The organism is Pseudomonas sp. S4_EA_1b (assembly GCF_016307435.1).
Classification (GTDB): Bacteria; Pseudomonadota; Gammaproteobacteria; order Pseudomonadales; family Pseudomonadaceae; genus Aquipseudomonas; species Aquipseudomonas rhodesiae.
Window position 1 is genome coordinate 1 of sequence record NZ_JAEILC010000014.1, and the last position, 18,499, is coordinate 18,499.

Below are 18,499 nucleotides of genomic sequence, written 5' to 3' on the forward strand. Positions count from 1 at the left end.
CCGACCGTTTACTTCAAGCCGAACGAAAACTTCAACGGCACCGCGAACTTCACCTACACCGCGACCGACGGCGGCAACGCTGATGGCAGCAACCCGCTGACGTCGGCTCCCGCCAACGGCATCATCACTGTGACTGCGGTCAACGATGCGCCGACTGCGAGCAATGGCCGGATAGAAAGCAACGAAGACACCCCAGTCGAGCTGAAGTGGTCGACGTTCGGGGTCAATGATGTGGACTCCACGGACCTGAAAGTCGTCTTCACCAGCCTGCCCAACGGTGCCATCGAGTACAAAGTCGACGGTGTTTGGGTCCAGCTCAACGCAGCTGATCTGAAAACCGATACGTCGCCGGGCAAGGCCTTCAGCCAGGCCGACTTCGACAATCACAATGTGCGTTACAGCCCAGCGGCCAACGAGTCGGGCGATGACAGCTTCAAAAACGCCGGCATCGGTAACAAGCATGATGATTACACCGAGCTGAAGTTCCAGGCTACCGACGGCCAGCTCAACAGCGACACTCAAACCATCACCGTGGATATCCACCCAGTGACGGACGTTCCTGTCGTGACCGTCGGCTCGTTCGGTGACGTACCAACCGGCTTGACCATTCAAACCTGGACCGGCGGCAACCTGCCTGGTGCATTGGGTACGAACGGTAATGGTGTTGTTCAGTCCAGCGATTTGATCCGGGTCATCAACGCCCAAACCCCTGGCAGCGCAGCCTCCACCGGTGTGACCGCCAACGTGAGCAACGGTAATGTGGTGGAGCACACCGCGACCAAAGTCTCCGGCTTGGTTTACCTGGAAGCCGGCAAGAGCTACAGCTTCACCGGCAGCGCCGATGACAGCCTGGCGGTTACCGTCGGCGGCAAGTTGGTGTCGACCGAGACCTGGAGCCAGGGCAGCGGGATTAACGCAGCCCCCTTTACGCCGCCAGAGTCGGGTTATTACACCCTCGACATCTATCACTACAACCAGGCCGGCCCGGGCAACTACGACGTCAATGTCTCGATCAACAGCGGCCCGTCGATGGCGTTGGGTAGCAGCGGCGTGCAGACCTATACCAGCCTGGACGCGTTGAAAGCTGCCGGGGCGGTCTTTGACGATGCTCACGTGGTCAACGGAGAAGGCTATTACACCGGCTACGTTTACAACCACGGCCTGGAAGACAGTGCGATCAAGATCAGCCCGATCACGACCACGTTTGTCGACAATGACCAGTCGGAATTGCACAAGGTAGAAATCAGCGGCCTGCCTGAAGGCGCTGTCATTACCGACGGCGCCTCGGGCCACAGCTATACCTCGACGGGTGCGACCACCCAGTACGATGTCAGCAATTGGAACCTGGCTACCTTGACCGTCACTCCGGCCAAGGATGCGACGGCCAATTTCGATCTGACTGTGAAGGCAACAGCCATGGAGTCGAGCACGCAGATTGAAATGGTCACGATTGGCAAGGTGAGCGTTGTGGTCACTGCGGTCAACGATGCGCCAGTGGCGATCGTCACCACGGCGACCGGTGCTGAAGACCCAAGTGTCGGGATCGCGGTCAAGCTGTCCGCCACCGATGTCGATGGTTTGGCCAACGTCAAGTCGTTCAACGTCGGCACGTCGACCAATGGCACCTTCTACACCGATGCGGCCATGACCAAACCGGTGACCGGCTCCATTGATGCGGTCAACGGCGAAGCGACCGTTTACTTCAAGCCAAACGCGAACTTCAACGGCACCGCGAACTTCACCTACACCGCGACCGACAGCGGCAACGCTGACGGCAGCAACGTACTGACCTCGCCAGCGGCCAACGGCACCATCACCGTGACTCCGGTCAATGATGCGCCGGTGGCTGCGGCGACTACTGCGACCGGTGCTGAAGATCCAACGGTTGGTATCGCAGTCAAGCTGAACGCAACCGACGTAGATGGCCTGGCGAACGTGAAATCCTTCACTGTCGGCACGCCAACCAATGGCACCTTCTACACCGACGCGGCCATGACCAAACCGGTGACCGGCTCCATTGATGCGGTCAACGGCGAAGCGACCGTTTACTTCAAGCCAAACGCGAACTTCAACGGCACCGCGAACTTCACCTACACCGCCACCGACAGCGGCAACGCTGACGGCAGCAACGTACTGACCTCGCCCGCGGCCAACGGCACCATCACCGTGACCTCGGTCAACGACGCGCCTACCCTGGACCTCAGCACCGCAGACGGCGCGGTTGCCACCGGTTATAGCGCTGCGTACACCGAGCGAAACACTGCCGGTGTGGCAATTACCGGCAGCGTTGCCATCGGCGACGTCGACAGCAGCCAGATGCAAAGCGCGACCATTACCTTGAAAAACGCCAGCGCGGGCGATCAGTTGAGCTCAAGCCTGATAAATGTGGGCGGGACCTACAACGGCGTCACCCTGACCAGCGTCGGCACGGACGTCAGTGGCAAGATTGTATTGACCCTGTCGGGTGCGGCTGATGCGGCCACCTACAAAGCCCTGCTTGAGTCGTTCCAGTACACCAACACCGGCAAATACCCGTCACTTGGTGATCGCACCATCGATATCGCCGTAACTGATAATGAAGGTAGCAACAGCCTGAGTTCAAGCGTGGCCACCAGCACCACCACAGTGGCGCCGCAGACCTATCAGGTGACGGAAGGCACCGGTCTTGTCGATACCATCAACTTGAGCGGTTCGACCAATAACGTGGTGGTGGGCGACAAAGCCGGCGTGGTCACCCAGGGCAGCAATTACAACATTGCTTTCCTCGTCGATACTTCGGGCAGTATCGGTACCGATGCAATGAAGTCGATCAAGGCTCAACTGGCCAGCGTATTCGATACCTTGATTGCCAATGCCAGCACCAAGGACTCCGGCGTGGTGAAAGTCATGTTGGTGGACTTCGACACCCAGGTTCAGGCGCAGGTCTCGGTCAATCTGGCTGACAAGGACGGTGCCAAAGCGGCCTTGCAGGCGGTGTTGAACCAGATGAGCTCTAATTCGAGCGACATGACCAACTATCAGGATGCGTTCAACGCCGCCACAAACTGGTTCAAGAGCAGCGAAGCCACGAGTAACAAGGGTGCGACGAACCTGACGTACTTCATCACCGACGGCTCGCCGAATATGTACACCGACGTGCAAGGCAGTCCTTACCTGGGTGGGGTCAAGGTATGGGGCTCGGGCTCCAGCGTTTACTTCGACAGCATCGTCAACAGCTCGAATTACGTTTTGGGCCAGGGCAAGGCCGTTTACACCACCATCAACGGTTCCTCCCACATGGTTGTCGATGCGGATGGCAGGGTCTATTCCTACGATAGTTGGAACAATCGGACCTATGAAGGCAAGGTGGTGGCCAACAGCAATGGCGGCTTTGATGTGGCTGCGGTCTATAACGACTCCAGCACCGCATTGACGAACGCGAAGACGGCCTACAACGATCTGGTTAACGCAGTGAGCGGCAAGGTCACCGTCGAGGCAATCGGCCTGGGTTCGAGCATTGACACTGCTGTGCTCAAGCAATTCGACACCGACAAGGTGGTCGCCACCATCGACACCGCGAAGCTGGCGGATGCGATCACTGGCCATACCGCCGACGCGGGCGCCGACAGCATCACCGGCGGCTCTGGCAATGACATCGTGTTCGGTGACCTGATCACCTACAAAGGTCAGGAAGGCAGTGCCGCACTCAAGGCGTTCGCCGCCGAGAAGTTGTCCACTACGGTCGACCACATTGATGACCGCACTTTGCACCAGTACATCACTGAACACGTGCAGGACATCGGTGCTCTGGCCAACGCGTCGAACATCTACGGCACCAATGATGGCGGCGACACCCTGATCGGCAACGCCGGTAACGACATCTTGTTCGGCCAGGGCGGCAACGACACCCTCTCCGGCGGTGCCGGTAATGACATCTTGGTGGGCGGCAAGGGTAACGACATCCTCACCGGCGGCGGGCAGGCGGATACCTTCGTGTGGCTCAAAGGCGATACCAACACCGGGACTGGCGTCGATACCATCACCGACTTCAAGCACAGCGAAGGCGATAAGTTGGATCTGTCCGATTTGCTGCAAGGCAGTAATGACACCAACCTGTCGAGCTATCTGAAGTTGACCACCGACTCGTCAGGCTCGACGCTGAGTGTGAGCAGCACCGGCTCGTTCACGGCGGGTGGCACGGCCGATGTCACGATCAAGGTCGATGGCGTTAACTGGGGCAATGGCAGTGCCGCGATCAACAACCTGATCGCCGGTGGCGACTTGACCGTCAAGCACCACGACTGATCCCCCAGCAGCGCCAATCTTTCGGGATTGGCGCTGCGTGGGCATCAGCGTCGGGCAAATGTGTGTAATCTCTGCAGAGGCCGTGCGCGGCACCTGCAGGGATTTTTTATTGGGAGAACGTTGATGTTCTACGTGCAACGCGATCAAAACAACGCTTTGATCCGTGTCGAGGCGCAGGCCTATGCCGAGGCCACCGAGACGCTACCGGCCGACCATCATGAGATACAGGCGTGGTTTGCCGACGATGTGGTCGACAACAGCCTCAAGCAGCTCAAGCAAAGTGACTTTGAGATGATTCGGGTACTGGACGACTTGATCCAGGTTCTGATCACCAAGAACGTCATGAGCATCACGGACTTGCCGCCCGCCGCGCAGGCCAAGTTCCTCGAACGTACCCAGGCCCGGGCAGCATTGGGTGGGTTGAGCGAGTTGATCAATGACGATGAAACCGGCTTGATCTGAGCCGCCCCACCTCCTTCACGGCATGACCGTCAAGGAGGCGAGGACGTTCTACTTCCAGGGCGCCGGTTCACCCACCAGTTGGCCTTGTACCCCTTCAATCCCCATCTCGCGAATCACCTGTAGCTCACCCTCGGTTTCCACACGTTCGGCAATCAACGGCAAATCGATGCTGTGGGCGGCGCGCTGGATGGCTTCGATAAAAAAGCGCTTGTGGCTTTCCTGGTCGATGGCACGGATGTAGCTGCCGTCGATTTTCAGGTACGCCAGGCCCAGGTTCGCCAGGTTGCCGATCATGCTGAAACGCCCGCCGAAACGCTGCAGGCCAAGGCTGAAGCCCAGGCTGCGCAAGCGTCGGGTCAGGCGCTCCAGCTGCGACTGCTCGGGCACTTGTTCTTCACCGATTTCCAGGGTCAGGCGCGGCCCCAGGGCGGGGTTTTGAGCCAGGCGTTCGAAGACGCGCTCCAGTGCCTGTGGGTCGTTCAGGGTAGCGGCCGACAGATTCAAAGCTACCGATGGGCTGTGCTGGGCCAGGTGCTTGATCACCAGATCAACCATCAATTGGTCAAGGCGTGCAGTCCAACCGAAGCGCTCCAGCCACGGTAGGAAGTGGCCCGCCGCGATGGTCTGGCCCTGCGGGTCGAGCAAGCGTGACAACACTTTGTAATGCAGGACCTGTTGGGTGTCGCTGCTGCTCACCACCGGCTGGAAAAACAACCGGAAGCGCCCTTGGGTCAGGGCGTCGTCGAGCAAGGTGTGCCAGCTGTGGTGATCGTCGCTGACGGTGCCTTGGGTCTGGTGTTCCAGGCACACCCAAGTCTGGCCTGTACCGGCTTCGGCCTGGGCCAGTGCCTGGTCGGCCAGCATTAGCAGGTCTGCCGAGGCATCGCCCGGTTTGTACGGTGCCAGCCCGATGTAAGCCACGATCGGCATATCGGTGGCTCCCGTTTCGTAAAGGCTTTGCAGGGTGCCTTCCAGGGCCTGGGCCAGCTGCAACGCTTCATCGCGCACCAGCCCCGGGGCGAGCACCGCGAACTCGCCGCCACGGCTGCGGGTGATCAGGTTCTGGGTTTCCGGGTACTTGGCGCAGGTGCGCACCAGTTGCTGGCTGACGGCCTGCAGCAGTTGGTCAGTACGTTGCCCGCCCAGGCGTTGGTTGAGGCCGCTCAGGTCGTTGACCCGCAACATCAGCAGGTAACCCGAACTGGCTTCTTCAACGTTGCTGACGCGCGATTGCAGCTGCATTTCAAAATAACGACGGTTGGCCAGGCCCGTGAGGCTGTCCTGGTAGGACTCCACCCGCAGTTTCTCGCTGCGTTCGGTCTGCTCACGGAACAGCGCCTTGAGCTTCTCCACCATCTGATTCATCGCCTGCACCACCCGGCGCAGCTCAGGAGTGCGGGGCAGATCGGGCAGGCTCAGGAATTCACGGCGGGCGATGGCATGGGACTGCTCGACCATATAATCCAGCGGCTTCAATTGACGCCGCAGCAACAGGGCGCCCAGTACCGCGCTCACGGCGCCGCAGAGCAGCAGCCAGCCCAGGCTGCCCAATGCGCTCTGCCACAGCTTGGCCAAGGCAAACATTGGATGGCTGACCACCTCGACCCGCGCCGCCTGCTGCCAGCCACGGCTGACGATCGCATCGCCGCCGGCCGGCGCCAAGCCGATCATCTTCACGAACCACGCCGGGACGCTGCTGGCGTCCGGCTCGGCGGCGCGCTCTACCAGCACTTGGTTGGTGCTCAGGTCCACCACGCGGATGCTGGCGTAGTAGCCGCTGTCGAAGATCGAACTGACCATCAGCTCGGTCATCGCCGGGTCATCGATGTTCGGCGTCAACGACAGCGCCAGCGCAGTGGCCGCGTCCTGAGCGTGGGAGCGCAATTGGTTGACGTACTGGGTACGCGAGCTTTCCAGGCTGACGAAGAAGCTACCGCTGAACGCGACCACCAGGAACACGCAGATAGCGATCAGCAATTGTTTGAACAGTGACATCGTAGCTCCTGTTAATTATCCGAACCGGTCGGAAACCCTTCAGCGGTCATTTTCTTCAACACATCCTGCCAACGCGACAGACGCTTGGTATCGCCGACTTTTTTGTTGCCCGTCGCGCCGGTCAGCCACAGCCCTTCACCGTTGAAGGCGTAAACCGGCAGCAGGTCCGGCCGTTGGCTGGCCGGCAGAATCGGGTCCATCAGACTGTCCAGTACCAAGGGCATGGCCTCGGGGCTTGAATAGTAGGTCAGCACCATATGTGCACGATTCTGGCGCAGAGCCTTGACGTAGGTTATGCGCAGCTTCTCGGCCGGCACGCCCAAATGACGCAGGCTGAAGTATTTGGCGATGGCGTAGTCTTCACAGTCGCCGGCGCCTTTCCACAAGGATTGAATGGGCGTCGCCCAATAATCCACCTCGTGCCACAGGTCGATATCTTCTTCGTAATGCAGCTGACGATTGAAGAACAAGTTAACCACTTTGAGTTGTTCGCTCTCGCTGACCTGCTTTTCTGTGGCCAGTAGCTGTTGCCAGGCATCAATGCGCTGTCGACCGGGGCCGAGGGGGCCGTAGAGCGCTTCGGCTTTACGGCTGATCTGGCTGAAATCCCAATCGGCGAGTAAATCGCCCAGCAGTCCGCCACCCAGCACCACCGCGATGGCGAGGCCGTAGAGGAACCGAGGGAATTTATAGCGTATCGCCACTGCGCTTATCCAAAACGTACAGCCTGGAAGTTGCCGCAATGGTGCGGGGATGGCGGGTAAAAAACAATGGCACGATGAAATCACCGCCTATCAAATGACGGTATTTTTCGTCAGTAAATTGGCAGTTTTCCGCTCGTCTGAAAGGGTGGTGGATTTTTGATCAAAATAATGACACTTCATCGGGGCTGACACAGAATGCAGCCAATAAACACGCCAATATGAACACGTACGGGAAGCCTTGATGGGCCGACCTTCCAAGTGTTCCGATGGCGTTGCGAAGGAGCCCGGCCATGAGCCGCACCGATGATCTATTTGCCCTGTTCGGCAACAGCGTTTCCCGTGACCCGAAGGGCAAAAACGCTCGGTTGCACTTTTTCGGCAGCATTCCATTTGATGATGGCACCCGGGTAAACCGTGAAGATGGCTCGCTCGTTCGTCCTCATGGGGCTCACGGCAATCAACCGTCCGCGCAGGCCGAACCCGTGCCGCTGCGTGCCACTGTGGTGGCGGTGGTCTCGATCAACGGCGGCGTAGGTCGTAGCACGCTGGTCACGGCATTGAGCAGCGGGTTGCAACGCTTGGGCGAGGCGGTGGTGGCCGTGGATCTGGACCCGCAGAATGCGCTGCGCCAGCACTTCGGCGTCGATCATCAGCGCCCCGGTGTGGGGCGCAGCAGTTTGCTCAACGCGCCGTGGGCCGGCGCCTTGCAAACGGGGTTCGCCGGTTCCCAGGTGATCCCATTCGGCGACACCGACAGCCGCCAGAAGGAGGGCCTGCAACGCTGGCTTACGCGCGAGCCCACTTGGTTGGCCGAGCACCTGTCGGTCATGGAGCTGAGCGAAGCTCACACGGTGATCATCGATACCCCCGCGGGTAACAACGTTTATCTGCATCAAGCCCTGAACGTGGCCGATATTGTGTTGGTCATCGCTCAACCTAACGCCGCCTGCCTCGGCACCCAGGACCAGTTGGACGCACTGCTGGCGCCCTACCTTGAGCGTGCGCGCCCGCCCCGTTGCCATTTCGTGATCAATCAAGTGGATGACCAATCGGCGTTTAACCGGGAAATGCTGGAAGCCTTTACGCTGAGTCGCCAGGCTGACGCGTTGGCGGTCGTACATGACGACGCGCTGATCAGCCAAGCCCTGGCGTTTGCCACCGACCCGCTGGATAACGTGGCGTCCAGCCAGGCAGGTGCGGATATCAATGAGCTTTGCCGGCTATTGATTGCGCGTAAAAGAACCGCGTAACGCGCGGTTTAGAGGTTAATCGTCAGAGGCTTATGCACAATCGGTTGGATGCGCCATTAAGAAACACTCTTTTTGTGGAGCGGTTCTCATCTGGGCTTAACTGCCTGTTTTACGTGCATTTTATTTTGTGAACAAAAAATGAACAGCTCGGGTTTTGGGCTGCGAGCTAGATGATTAAAGGCTTCGTAAAGAAACCATCAACAGAGTTATCCACAGGCCGCACTGCGTCAATTTGCCTCTTAATCGCGCTCGGCAAGCACCATCAAGTTGCGCGGCGTCAGTGCGGCGTCGCAGAAGCTGCCCAGTTCAACGCGGTAGCCTTGTTCGGTCAGAAACAGCGCACGATCCAGCACCAGCCATATCTCCAGCGGTCGCCGAAACAGACCACGCACCAGTTCCAGGTTTCTCACCTCGGCCAAGCGAGCCCAGCCATAGGCCTCCAGCGCGGCCCAATCCTGCTCGCCTGTGGATAAACCTTTCAGGTTTGCCAACGCTTGGCAGTAGTCGGCGAACGGTACGCTCAGCCACGCAGTCGGCAGTGAAGGGGTGGGCAGGTACTCATCGCATCCCCGTAGCTGCCGTTGCAGTTGATCGAAGCCCAGACGGCGGGCCATGGATGTGTCCCGCTGCTGGCGTACGCGTTTGCCGGCAGTGACGGTTTCGCTGAGCGGCAGGCCGAGGTCTTCGACTGACAGCTGCAACGTTGAAGCGCGGCCTGCCTCGGACAGTGGTTGATAGTTCGATGCGCTGATGCGGTTGTAACAGCAGGGCGCCAGGGCCAGCTGTTTGCAGCCTTGTGCACTGGCCAGTTGCAGCAGGCGCACATGCAGGTCACCACAGGCGTGCAGGGCGACGGGGGTGTGTTCGGCGCTGAGGGTGACGCCCGCCATGACGTCTTGCAGGCGATGGGTCGCGGGCAAGCCATGGTGGTCACTCAGGGCCTGACCTGTGGCGATCAGTGCCGGGTCGTATTCGAGGCAGGTCAGCTGTTGCGCGGTTTGCAGCAGCCGGCGGCCCAAGTGGCCCTTGCCGGCACACCAATCCAGCCAGTGCGTGGGGGCTTGCGCAAACGACAGGGCTGCACCGAAGGCTTCGATTTGCTGCCACTTGCGGCCCGGCACATCGACATTCAAGCGATGGCGCGCGGGCGGCAGGGGCTGCGTCGGCAACTTATCCACAGCACTGAGCTGGCGCGCTTGTGCGGCAAGTTGTGCAAAAGGCGCGGGCGCCGGGAGATCATAGGGGGTGTTGTGGCTGGCTTCGGCGTCATCCAGCGAGCGCTGGCGCAACCAGTGTGCCAGCTCTGGATGTCGTGATTCCCAGGCCAATTGGCGATGAGTGAAGGGCCGTGGTTTCCACAGCCCTTGGTGCTCGATCAGGAAGGCATCCAGTGCCTGGAAGTGCGCCTTAACGTCCCTGGCAGGCATCGACGCGCAGCCAGCGTTCCAGCAGTTTGAAGCCACGCACCAGGATGTAGGCCATCAACAGGTAGAACAGGCCGGCAGCGAAGAAGATCTCCACCGGCAGGTAGGTTCGGGCAATGATGGTTCGCGCCATGCCGGTCAGTTCCAGCAGGGTCACCGTACTCGCCAGGGCGCTGGCCTTGAGCATCAGGATCACTTCGTTGCTGTACGCCGGCAAGCCGATGCGCGAGGCGCGAGGCAGGACGATATAGAACAGCGTCTTGGGCTTGGACATGCCCAGGGCGCGGGCGGCTTCGATTTCGCCCGGTGGGATGGCCTGGATCGCCCCGCGCAGGATCTCGGCGATATAGGCGGCGGTGTGCAGGGTCATGGTGGCGGTGGCGCACCAGAACGGATCGCGCAGGTATGGCCACATAAAGCTGTTACGCACCGCATCGAATTGCGCCAGGCCGTAGTAGACCAGGAACAGCTGCACCAGCAGCGGCGTGCCACGGAAGAAGAAAATATAGGCGTAGGGCAGGGCGCTCACGTACCAGCGGCGCGACGAGCGGGCGATGCCCAAAGGAATCGCCAGCAGCAGCCCGGCAATGACCGCAATGGCCACCAGTTCCAGGGTGAGGATGGCGCCCTGGGCCAGTTTGGGCAGCCACTTGATGATCACGGCCCAGTTCAGGCCCAGGTCGAAATGCGCCAGCCAGCTGTAGTCGCCGCTCATTGGGTGCTCCTCGCAAAGCCGCGGGCGGCGCGTTTTTCCAGGAAGTGCATGGTGGTCATCGCCAGGACGGTGAGCCCCAGGTACATGAACGCCGCAACCATAAAGAAGGTGAACGGTTGTTTGGTCACCGTGACGCCGATCTGCGCGTGGCGCATGATTTCTTCCAGGCCGATCACCGACACCAGGGCGGTGTCTTTCATCAGGATCATAAACAGGTTGCCCAGGCCCGGCAGGGCGATGCGCCACATCTGCGGCATGATCAGGCGGGTGAAGATCCGAAACTTCGAAAGCCCCAATGCCACGCCCGCTTCGCGGTGGCCTTTGGGAATGGCGAGGATCGCGCCGCGGAATACTTCCGTGGCGTAGGCGCCGAAGCACAGGCCCAGGGCAATGACCCCGGCGGCAAAGGCGCTGAGAGACAGATCGGGGTTACCGAAAAACTCACCCAGGGCACGCATCATGTTGACCGTGCCGAAGTAAATCAGCAGTACCCACAGCAGTTCCGGGATACCACGGACCACGGTGGAGTAAGCACCGCCAAGCCATTGCAGCGGCTTGTACGGGGATGTTTTGGCCAGGGCGCCGGCCAGGCCGAGCACCAGCCCCAGGCACAGGGCCGTGAGTGCCAGTTTGACGGTCATCAGCGCGCCGGCGGCGAGCGCGGGGCCGAATCCGTAAAGGTCGAAATTCATGGTTTAGTCGTTTCGTAAGGTAAAGCTCAGGACCGACGCGCTCGGGGGAGCGCGCCGGGCAGGCGTTCAGGTCATTCGATGCTGAACGGGAAGTACTTGTCGTTGATTTTCTTGTAGGTGCCGTCAGCCTTGATCTCCGCCAGGGCTTTGTTCAGGCGCTCGCGCAGTGGGTCGCCTTTGCGTACGGCGATACCGATCTTGTCGCTTTCCACGACAGGCTCACCTTTGAATTCAAAGTTGGAGCCGTCTTTGCTTTTGAGCCACTCATACTGCACGTACTTATCCGCCAGAATGCCATCGACACGCCCGGAGATCAGGTCGAGATAGGCGTTTTCCTGAGTGTCATAAAGGCTGATCTTGACGTTGTAGTCATCTTCCATATTGCGGTCGTCCAGCCAGGTGCCAGCGAGTGTTGCGCGTTGGGCACCGATGGTCTTGCCGCTGAGATAAGTCTTGTCTGTCTTGAAGTCGGTGGTCTTGGGCGCGATGAACTGCAGCTTGTTGGAGTAGTAAGGATCGGTGAAGTCGACGGCCTGCTTGCGTTCGTCGGTGATCGACAGCGAGGACACCAGGAAGTCGAATTTCTTGGCGTTCAGGGCCGGGATGATGCCGTCCCAGTCGGACACATACACTTCGCACTTCTCGACTTTCATCTTGGCGCACAGGGCGTCGCCGATATCTTTGTCGAAGCCAACGACGTTACCGCTGGCGTCTTTGTTATTGAACGGCGGGTAGGCCGCTTCAATCCCCATTATCAAGGTTTCTGCCATGGCCGAGGCGCTGAACGCCATCGTGACGGCGGCGGCCAAAAGGAACTTTTTATAGTTCTGCATGCATGTTGCTCCGTTAGCGGTTGCTGGACATGAATTGTTTGCAGCGCGCCGAAAGCGGGTTTTCAAATACCTGCTGTGGCGATCCTTGCTCCTCGATCAGGCCTTGGTGAAGGAACACCACCTCACTGGACACCTGACGGGCAAAGCCCATTTCGTGGGTGACCAGCAGCATGGTGCGACCTTCTTCGGCCAGCGCGCGGATCACACTAAGTACTTCCTGAACCATTTCCGGGTCAAGGGCGGAAGTGGGCTCGTCGAACAGGATGACTTTGGGCTGCATCGCCAGGGTGCGGGCGATGGCGGCGCGTTGTTGCTGGCCGCCGGACAATTGTGCCGGGTAGGCGTGGCGCTTATCGGCGATGCCGACCTTGGCCAGCAGCGCTTCGGCCACTTCGATGGCTTCGGCCTTGCTCTGGCCCAGCACACGGCGGGGCGCCTCGATGATGTTGTCGAGGATGCTCATGTGCGGCCATAGATTAAAGTTTTGAAACACAAAACCGATTTCGCTGCGCAGGCGGTTGATCTGCTTGCCGTCGGCGGCCATCAGCTCGCCGTTCTTCGCGGCTTTGAGTTTGAGTTCTTCACCCGCCACCAGGATCTGGCCCTGATGAGGGTTCTCCAGCAGGTTGATGCAGCGCAGGAAAGTCGACTTGCCGGAACCGGAGGAACCCAGGATCGAGATCACATCGCCGTCGCGAGCGGTCAGCGAGATACCTTTGAGTACCTCCAGCTCACCATAACGTTTATGCAAGTTGCGGATTTCAAGCGCGGGCGTGGCCTCGGCCATGGGGGGTCCTCATTGTGTTCTGCGTGCCTGCTGTTGGGCCGCCTTCCTGGCGAGGCGCCAAGCTAGCATAGCGTCCGGATGGCAGCCAACAGCGCGGCGGGCGGTAAGCGGGCGGCATGCGGCAGGGTGTCGCATCGGCACAGCGACGTGTCGCGCCGTCAACAACCGAACAAGCGTTTGAACCCGGAAAGCCGCAGGCTTCGCGTCAAAAAGGGCGCGATGGTGCCAGCTTTGGCCAGGTGTTGGAAGGGTTAAACGGGCAAACGGTCGCTATCGGCGCTTTTATGGGGCGTTACTTATTTTGTGTGTGTGTTTTTGGTGCGCGTATCGGCCTGAATAGTGAGTCGGACGGTAACGCTATAGCGGAATGCCATTGTTCTCAATGACTTGCGTGCGCTGTGGAGAAGTCCTGCAGCCCGCGTCAATCGCGGCTTTGTAACATTTTGGCGCAAATCTTGCGTAAAAAATAAAGAACGCCCTGTTGGTTTCTTTTCACGAGGAGGATCCCAGGTCGGGCGGACCGTTTTCGCAATTCCTCGCAAAGGTGTGTCAATGAGTAGTACGCAAAGCTCCAATGACCTCGAACAGGGGCTCAAACCGCGTCACGTCACCATGCTGTCGATTGCCGGTGTTATCGGCGCCGGCCTGTTTGTCGGCTCCGGCCACGCGATCGCTGCTGCCGGCCCTGCGGTGCTGCTGGCTTATGCCGCTGCGGGTACGTTGGTGGTGCTGGTGATGCGCATGCTGGCCGAAATGGCCGTGGCTTCACCGGATACCGGTTCGTTCTCCACTTACGCCGACCGTGCGATTGGCCACTGGGCCGGCTTTACCATCGGCTGGCTGTACTGGTGGTTCTGGGTGCTGGTGATTCCATTGGAAGCCAACGCGGCCGCCACTATCCTGCATGCCTGGTTCCCCGATGTGGCGATCTGGGCGTTCACGCTGGTGATCACACTGCTGCTGACCGCCACCAACCTGTTCAGTGTGAAGAACTACGGCGAGTTCGAGTTCTGGTTCGCGCTGATCAAAGTCGTGGCCATCGTTGGGTTTGTGATCCTCGGGCTGGCGGCGATTTTCGGTTTCCTGCCGACCAGTCAGGTCAGCGGCGTTTCGCACCTGTTCGACACCCAAGGCTTTATGCCGAACGGCATGGGCGCAGTGTTGGCTGCGATCCTGACCACCATGTTCTCGTTTATGGGCACCGAAATCGTCACCATCGCTGCGGCCGAGTCGAAGAACCCAGGCCAGCAGATCACCAAGGCCACCAATTCGGTGATCTGGCGTATCGGCTTGTTCTACCTGTTGTCGATCTTCATCGTCGTCTCCCTGGTGCCATGGAATGATCCAACCCTGGCGGCGGTAGGTTCCTACCAGACCGTGCTGGAACGCATGGGCATTCCGAATGCCAAGCTGATCGTCGACCTGGTGGTCCTGGTGGCCGTGACCAGTTGCTTGAACTCGGCGCTGTACACTGCGTCGCGCATGCTGTTTTCCCTGGGCCGTCGCGGCGATGCCCCGGCTGTGTCCAAGCGCACCAACAAAAGCGGCACGCCTTACTGGGCGGTGATGCTGTCCACTGGCGCAGCGTTCCTGGCGGTGTTCGCCAACTACGTGGCCCCGGCGGCAGTGTTCGAATTCCTGCTGGCCAGCTCCGGTGCAATCGCACTGCTGGTGTATCTGGTGATCGCGGTGTCGCAACTGCGCATGCGTCAGAAACGCATGGCGGCAGGCGAGAAGATTGTCTTCAAGATGTGGCTGTTCCCCGGCCTGACCTACGCGGTGATGGTGTTCATCGTGGGCACGTTGACCATCATGCTGTTCCAGGAAGCGCATCGCGTGGAGATCATCGCGACGGGCATCCTGAGCCTGCTGGTAGTGGCGGCGGGGTTGATGGTGTCGAGCCGGCGCAAGGCTCAGAGAGTAGGGGCGGCGGTGCTTAACTGACCGCCATTCCAATGTGGGAGGGGACAAGCCCCTCCCATTTTTTGTCAGTCTTGCGAGTTGGTAAGGGCTTGGGAGGCGGCAACGTAGTCCGCTTGAAACTGCGGCGATTCGATCCACGCCAATGCGGCGGCTTCATCGTCGCTGTCCGTGGCCCACTGCCGATATTCGATCAGTGCCGCCAGGATAAAGTCGGTAGCCTCTTCTTCGCCTTCCTGCTCAAGTACCAGCGCGAGCAGCGGGTGGGCCAGGAATGCGGCGCACAGCGCTTGCTGACTGATCTCGCCGGCAACGCGCATCTCCACGAACAGCTCTGTTAAATCCACCGACTCCAAATCGATACGGCTGTCATCGCCGGCGAACGCATCCGGCTTAGTCGCGACCGCGCGCTGGGTGCGGTTCTGCTTGGCCTTGGCCTTCGCCCGATGGGCACGTTTTTGTTGCTTGTTCGGCGAGGCCATGGGCTCACGTCCTTGGGGTCAGGATCTGGGTTGGGTATTGAAGCGCAGGTTGGCGCAAATCCCAAGGGTATCCGCCATTAATTGGCTGACATGTTCTCGCCGTTCCAGCCGCTTGCCTGGTAATCACGCCAGTAGATGCTTACGCTTGCGCTTTTGCGTTCCACCAGGGCGTTTCCATGACCCGCGACACCCTCGAACATCACCAGATCCCTATCTACTTCATCACCGTCCTCCTGGCTGTCGGCTTCGGCCTGCTTGCGCCTTCGTGGGGGCACGGCCTGGGTGTGTGGATCACTCCGGCCATCGCGGTGCTGATGTACGCGATGTTCCTGCAAATTCCGTTTCTGGACCTGCGCGAAGGTTTGAGCCACAAGCGCTTTATGGCGGCCTTGCTGCTGGCTAATTTCATCCTGGTGCCCTTGCTGGTGTGGGGGCTGACCTTTGGCTTGGCGGAGCGTCCGGCGCTGCTGGTGGGGGCGTTGCTGGTGTTGCTGACGCCGTGCATCGATTACGTGGTGGTGTTTACCCATATCGGTAAGGGCGATTCACGCTTGATGCTCGCGGCGACGCCGGTGCTGCTGTTGCTGCAGTTGCTGTTGTTGCCGCTGTACTTGGGGCTGATGCTAGGGGCGCAATCCGGTGTGGTGATTGACGCGCAGCCGTTTGTGCAGGCATTTGTGCTGCTGATTGTGGTGCCGATGGTGGCGGCGGTGGCGACCACGTTTGTGGCGCGCAGGTCGGCAGTCGTCGGCGCTTGGAACGCGGCTTGGGCCTGGCTGCCGGTGCCGGCGATGGCGCTGGTGCTGTTTGTGGTGATCGGTTCGCAGATCACGTCGGTGGTGCGCGATTTCAGCCTGTTGCTGCCGGTCATTCCGGCCTATGTAGGTTTCCTGTTGCTGGCGCCGCTTACGGGCGCCTTGGCCGCGCGGCTGTTCGCGTTGCCGAGTGCGCCCGCGCGGGCGGTGACGTTCAGCGCGTCGACGCGCAATTCGCTGGTGGTGCTGCCGCTGGCGTTGGCATTGCCCGAGGAGGTGCGTGGGCTGGCCGCGACGGCGGTCATCCTGCAAACCCTGGTGGAGCTGGTCGGCGAATTGATCTACGTGCGCCTGGTGCCTGCACTGGTATGGCGTGGCGGGCGCTGAAGGGTGAAATATTGAGGGTTGTTCAGGCGCTATTCAGCAGGGCGACCGGCACCATAGGTCGGCGCTTTCTACCTGACAGGTCAAACGATGGACCACCGCAACCGCTTTCGCCTGGAGTCCCTGGGCATTTTTTTGTTCGCCCTGATGCTGTTTACGCTGGGCATCTGGGACCAGCAGCCGCAGGGATTTGACGGGCGCTGGGCGCTGTTCCTGCAAGAAATGTATCGCCACGGCGCCGGTCTTTTTCCTACGACGTACGGCCAGCCTTACGCGGACTATCCTGGCACCGCGACCTTCTTCAGTTACCTGTTTGCCCGTCTGTTCGGCGCGCCCAATCACTTGGCCAATGTAATGCCCACGGCGCTGGCTTCTGCTGGGGTCGTGGCCTTGATCTATCGCTTGCTGGCTCCGTCAAGCCGCCAGTGGGCGCTGCTCAGCGTGCTGCTGACATTGCTCACCACTCAATTGCTCGAAAAGTCCCGTTCGGTATGTCTGGATCAGATGGTGGCGTTGCTGTGTGTAGGTAGTTTCTATCTGCTGCACACGGGGGAGCGCTTGGGTTCACGATTCAGGCAACTGGCGGTCTTCCCACTATTCGTGCTGGGCTTTGCGATACGCGGGCCGCTGGGGTTGATCGAGGTCTGCGGTGTGGTGTGCGTGTATTGGGCGTTGGGAAAGCCGGGCGAGCGGGTCAGGCAGGTGCTTGTCCATGGGGTTATCGGGTTGATACTGCTGGCGGCGTGCTGGTGGTTGCTGATGGAGCTCGCACGCTTGAGCGGTGGCGATGGGTTTGCCGCCGAGGTATTTAGAATGCAGGTGGGCGGGCGCCTGGATGAAAGCGGCGAGCCGTTCTATTTCTACTTCCAGTTGAGTTTGTACCGCTACTTCCCCGTGGTGCCCCTGGCGCTGGCAACGTTGTTTGCGTTGCGTCATCGCTGGTCTGCGCGCTGGGCGAATGATGATATGCAGCTCGTGGTGCGATTGGGCGCCTGTGGTTTGATGATCCTGCTCGGGTTGTCGGTGCCGCACTTCAAGCGGGCGTATTACATCCTGCCGATGGTACCGATGTTCGCCGCTGTCGCCGCCTACGGGCTACTCCAGGCGCAAAGCTGGCTGATCGGCGTGCGCCGCTGCTATGAGGTGCTTGTCGCGGCGCTGCCGACCTTGTGTGTGGTTGTGGTGTTTGCGTGTCGACACACATGGCAGAAGCACGGCTACTGGCCAGACGTCTCATTGCCGTTGCTGATCGGCGCGCTGTTGGTGATGCAAGTGGCCGCGCTGATCAGCTGGCGTCGGCCGCGGCGCCTGGTGTGGCTCAGTCTGATTGCGTTGCTGGGGCAATGGTTGCTGCTGGTGAGCGTGGTGGAGCCGGCTAAAGATCTGCAATTCGATACACGCCATTTTGTCGGCCAGGTCGAGGCGCTGCGTGCCGCGCGGCCGGGGCCGTTGGTGTTCGTCAATCTGGGGCGGGACACCTGGGCGGTGCGCTACATGATGAACCTGGATCACGATGAACAGCCGCTGTTCGTCGGTCGTGATCAAGTACAGCGCCTGGCCACGTTACCGCGTCCGGCCTGGGTGATCGTAGCGCGCAAGGAAACTGCGCTGTTGAAGCAAACACCGTTGGAGCATCTGGCTCCGGCGCTCAATGGGCGGTTGAATGACAATCCGCTGATGGTGTTTTTGCTGGAGTGAGGTGAGTTTTTTGTCTCGCGGGAAAGCCTCGAAGGAGTGGGGCTAATGGAACGGTTCGTTGCTTCGAACAGGCCTGGGGGCGTCAAATCCCAGGCAATAAAAAACCCGCACTAG

General features: G+C 60.1%; 14 protein-coding genes. 6 read left to right on the forward strand and 8 right to left on the reverse strand.

Going from position 1 to position 18,499, the window contains the following annotated elements; all coding sequences use genetic code 11:
* Positions 1-4,284 (forward strand): beta strand repeat-containing protein (locus YA0848_RS04950; protein WP_198731222.1); only part of this gene is annotated, 4,284 nt, incomplete at its 5' end.
* Between the two features lie 123 nt (positions 4,285-4,407).
* Entirely contained in the window at positions 4,408-4,746 is a 339-nt protein-coding gene (locus tag YA0848_RS04955) for a hypothetical protein (protein ID WP_034095418.1), read from the forward strand.
* 48 nt (positions 4,747-4,794) lie between these two features.
* Here the strand turns inward: YA0848_RS04955 and lapD are convergent, their stop codons facing one another.
* Both lapD and lapG read right to left on the reverse strand, forming a co-directional pair.
* The gene (lapD, locus tag YA0848_RS04960; protein ID WP_169903925.1) at positions 4,795-6,741 is read right to left on the reverse strand and encodes a cyclic di-GMP receptor LapD; all 1,947 of its coding nucleotides are present in this window, start codon (positions 6,739-6,741) and stop codon (positions 4,795-4,797) included.
* Positions 6,742-6,752: 11 nt separating this feature from the next.
* Entirely contained in the window at positions 6,753-7,445 is a 693-nt protein-coding gene (lapG, locus tag YA0848_RS04965; protein WP_169903924.1) for a cysteine protease LapG, read from the reverse strand.
* A gap of 290 nt (positions 7,446-7,735) precedes the next feature.
* Between lapG and bcsQ the strand changes: the two genes are divergently transcribed.
* Positions 7,736-8,695 carry a cellulose biosynthesis protein BcsQ gene (gene bcsQ / locus YA0848_RS04970; protein WP_169903923.1) on the forward strand — a complete coding sequence of 320 codons (960 nt, stop codon included), beginning with the start codon at positions 7,736-7,738 and terminating at the stop codon, positions 8,693-8,695.
* Positions 8,696-8,934: 239 nt separating this feature from the next.
* Here the strand turns inward: bcsQ and YA0848_RS04975 are convergent, their stop codons facing one another.
* The 5 genes from YA0848_RS04975 to YA0848_RS04995 all read right to left on the reverse strand — a co-directional run bounded on the left by YA0848_RS04975 (position 8,935) and on the right by YA0848_RS04995 (position 13,146).
* A complete protein-coding gene (locus YA0848_RS04975; protein ID WP_169903922.1) occupies positions 8,935-10,122 on the reverse strand; it encodes a methyltransferase in 1,188 nt (395 codons plus the stop codon).
* Positions 10,103-10,792: an ABC transporter permease gene (locus YA0848_RS04980; RefSeq protein ID WP_034111429.1), complete on the reverse strand. Its 690-nt coding sequence runs from the start codon at positions 10,790-10,792 to the stop codon at positions 10,103-10,105. The genes YA0848_RS04975 and YA0848_RS04980 overlap by 20 nt, the downstream gene beginning before the upstream one ends.
* Before the next feature lie 38 nt (positions 10,793-10,830).
* Positions 10,831-11,526: an ABC transporter permease gene (locus tag YA0848_RS04985; protein ID WP_034095423.1), complete on the reverse strand. Its 696-nt coding sequence runs from the start codon at positions 11,524-11,526 to the stop codon at positions 10,831-10,833.
* A gap of 71 nt (positions 11,527-11,597) precedes the next feature.
* Complete coding sequence (locus tag YA0848_RS04990) at positions 11,598-12,359, reverse strand: transporter substrate-binding domain-containing protein (protein ID WP_034095424.1); 762 nt, start codon at positions 12,357-12,359, stop codon at positions 11,598-11,600.
* 13 nt (positions 12,360-12,372) lie between these two features.
* Positions 12,373-13,146: an ABC transporter ATP-binding protein gene (locus YA0848_RS04995; RefSeq protein WP_034095425.1), complete on the reverse strand. Its 774-nt coding sequence runs from the start codon at positions 13,144-13,146 to the stop codon at positions 12,373-12,375.
* Between the two features lie 552 nt (positions 13,147-13,698).
* Here YA0848_RS04995 and gabP point away from each other — a divergent pair.
* Positions 13,699-15,090, forward strand: coding sequence for a GABA permease (gene gabP, locus YA0848_RS05000; RefSeq protein WP_034095426.1), 1,392 nt, complete (start codon positions 13,699-13,701; stop codon positions 15,088-15,090).
* A 44-nt stretch (positions 15,091-15,134) separates the two neighbouring features.
* Here gabP and YA0848_RS05005 read toward each other — a convergent pair whose 3' ends face one another.
* Positions 15,135-15,548 carry a hypothetical protein gene (locus YA0848_RS05005; RefSeq protein ID WP_034111372.1) on the reverse strand — a complete coding sequence of 138 codons (414 nt, stop codon included), beginning with the start codon at positions 15,546-15,548 and terminating at the stop codon, positions 15,135-15,137.
* 176 nt (positions 15,549-15,724) lie between these two features.
* On the opposite strand from YA0848_RS05005, the gene YA0848_RS05010 reads away from it, so the two are divergent.
* Together YA0848_RS05010 and YA0848_RS05015 are read left to right on the forward strand one after the other, a co-directional pair.
* On the forward strand, positions 15,725-16,690 hold the full coding sequence (locus tag YA0848_RS05010; RefSeq protein WP_169903921.1) for an arsenic resistance protein: 966 nt from the start codon (positions 15,725-15,727) through the stop codon (positions 16,688-16,690).
* A gap of 87 nt (positions 16,691-16,777) precedes the next feature.
* Complete coding sequence (locus YA0848_RS05015) at positions 16,778-18,385, forward strand: ArnT family glycosyltransferase (protein ID WP_034095429.1); 1,608 nt, start codon at positions 16,778-16,780, stop codon at positions 18,383-18,385.
* Positions 18,386-18,499 lie beyond the last annotated feature (114 nt).

Coding starts and splice junctions, on each gene's coding strand:
- YA0848_RS04955 (WP_034095418.1), top strand. CDS start 4,408: ATGTTCTACGTGCAACGCGATCAAAACAACGCTTTGATCCGTGTCGAG.
- lapD (WP_169903925.1), bottom strand. CDS start 6,741: ATGTCACTGTTCAAACAATTGCTGATCGCTATCTGCGTGTTCCTGGTG.
- bcsQ (WP_169903923.1), top strand. CDS start 7,736: ATGAGCCGCACCGATGATCTATTTGCCCTGTTCGGCAACAGCGTTTCC.
- YA0848_RS04975 (WP_169903922.1), bottom strand. CDS start 10,122: ATGCCTGCCAGGGACGTTAAGGCGCACTTCCAGGCACTGGATGCCTTC.
- YA0848_RS04985 (WP_034095423.1), bottom strand. CDS start 11,526: ATGAATTTCGACCTTTACGGATTCGGCCCCGCGCTCGCCGCCGGCGCG.
- YA0848_RS04990 (WP_034095424.1), bottom strand. CDS start 12,359: ATGCAGAACTATAAAAAGTTCCTTTTGGCCGCCGCCGTCACGATGGCG.
- YA0848_RS04995 (WP_034095425.1), bottom strand. CDS start 13,146: ATGGCCGAGGCCACGCCCGCGCTTGAAATCCGCAACTTGCATAAACGT.
- gabP (WP_034095426.1), top strand. CDS start 13,699: ATGAGTAGTACGCAAAGCTCCAATGACCTCGAACAGGGGCTCAAACCG.
- YA0848_RS05005 (WP_034111372.1), bottom strand. CDS start 15,548: ATGGCCTCGCCGAACAAGCAACAAAAACGTGCCCATCGGGCGAAGGCC.
- YA0848_RS05010 (WP_169903921.1), top strand. CDS start 15,725: ATGACCCGCGACACCCTCGAACATCACCAGATCCCTATCTACTTCATC.
- YA0848_RS05015 (WP_034095429.1), top strand. CDS start 16,778: ATGGACCACCGCAACCGCTTTCGCCTGGAGTCCCTGGGCATTTTTTTG.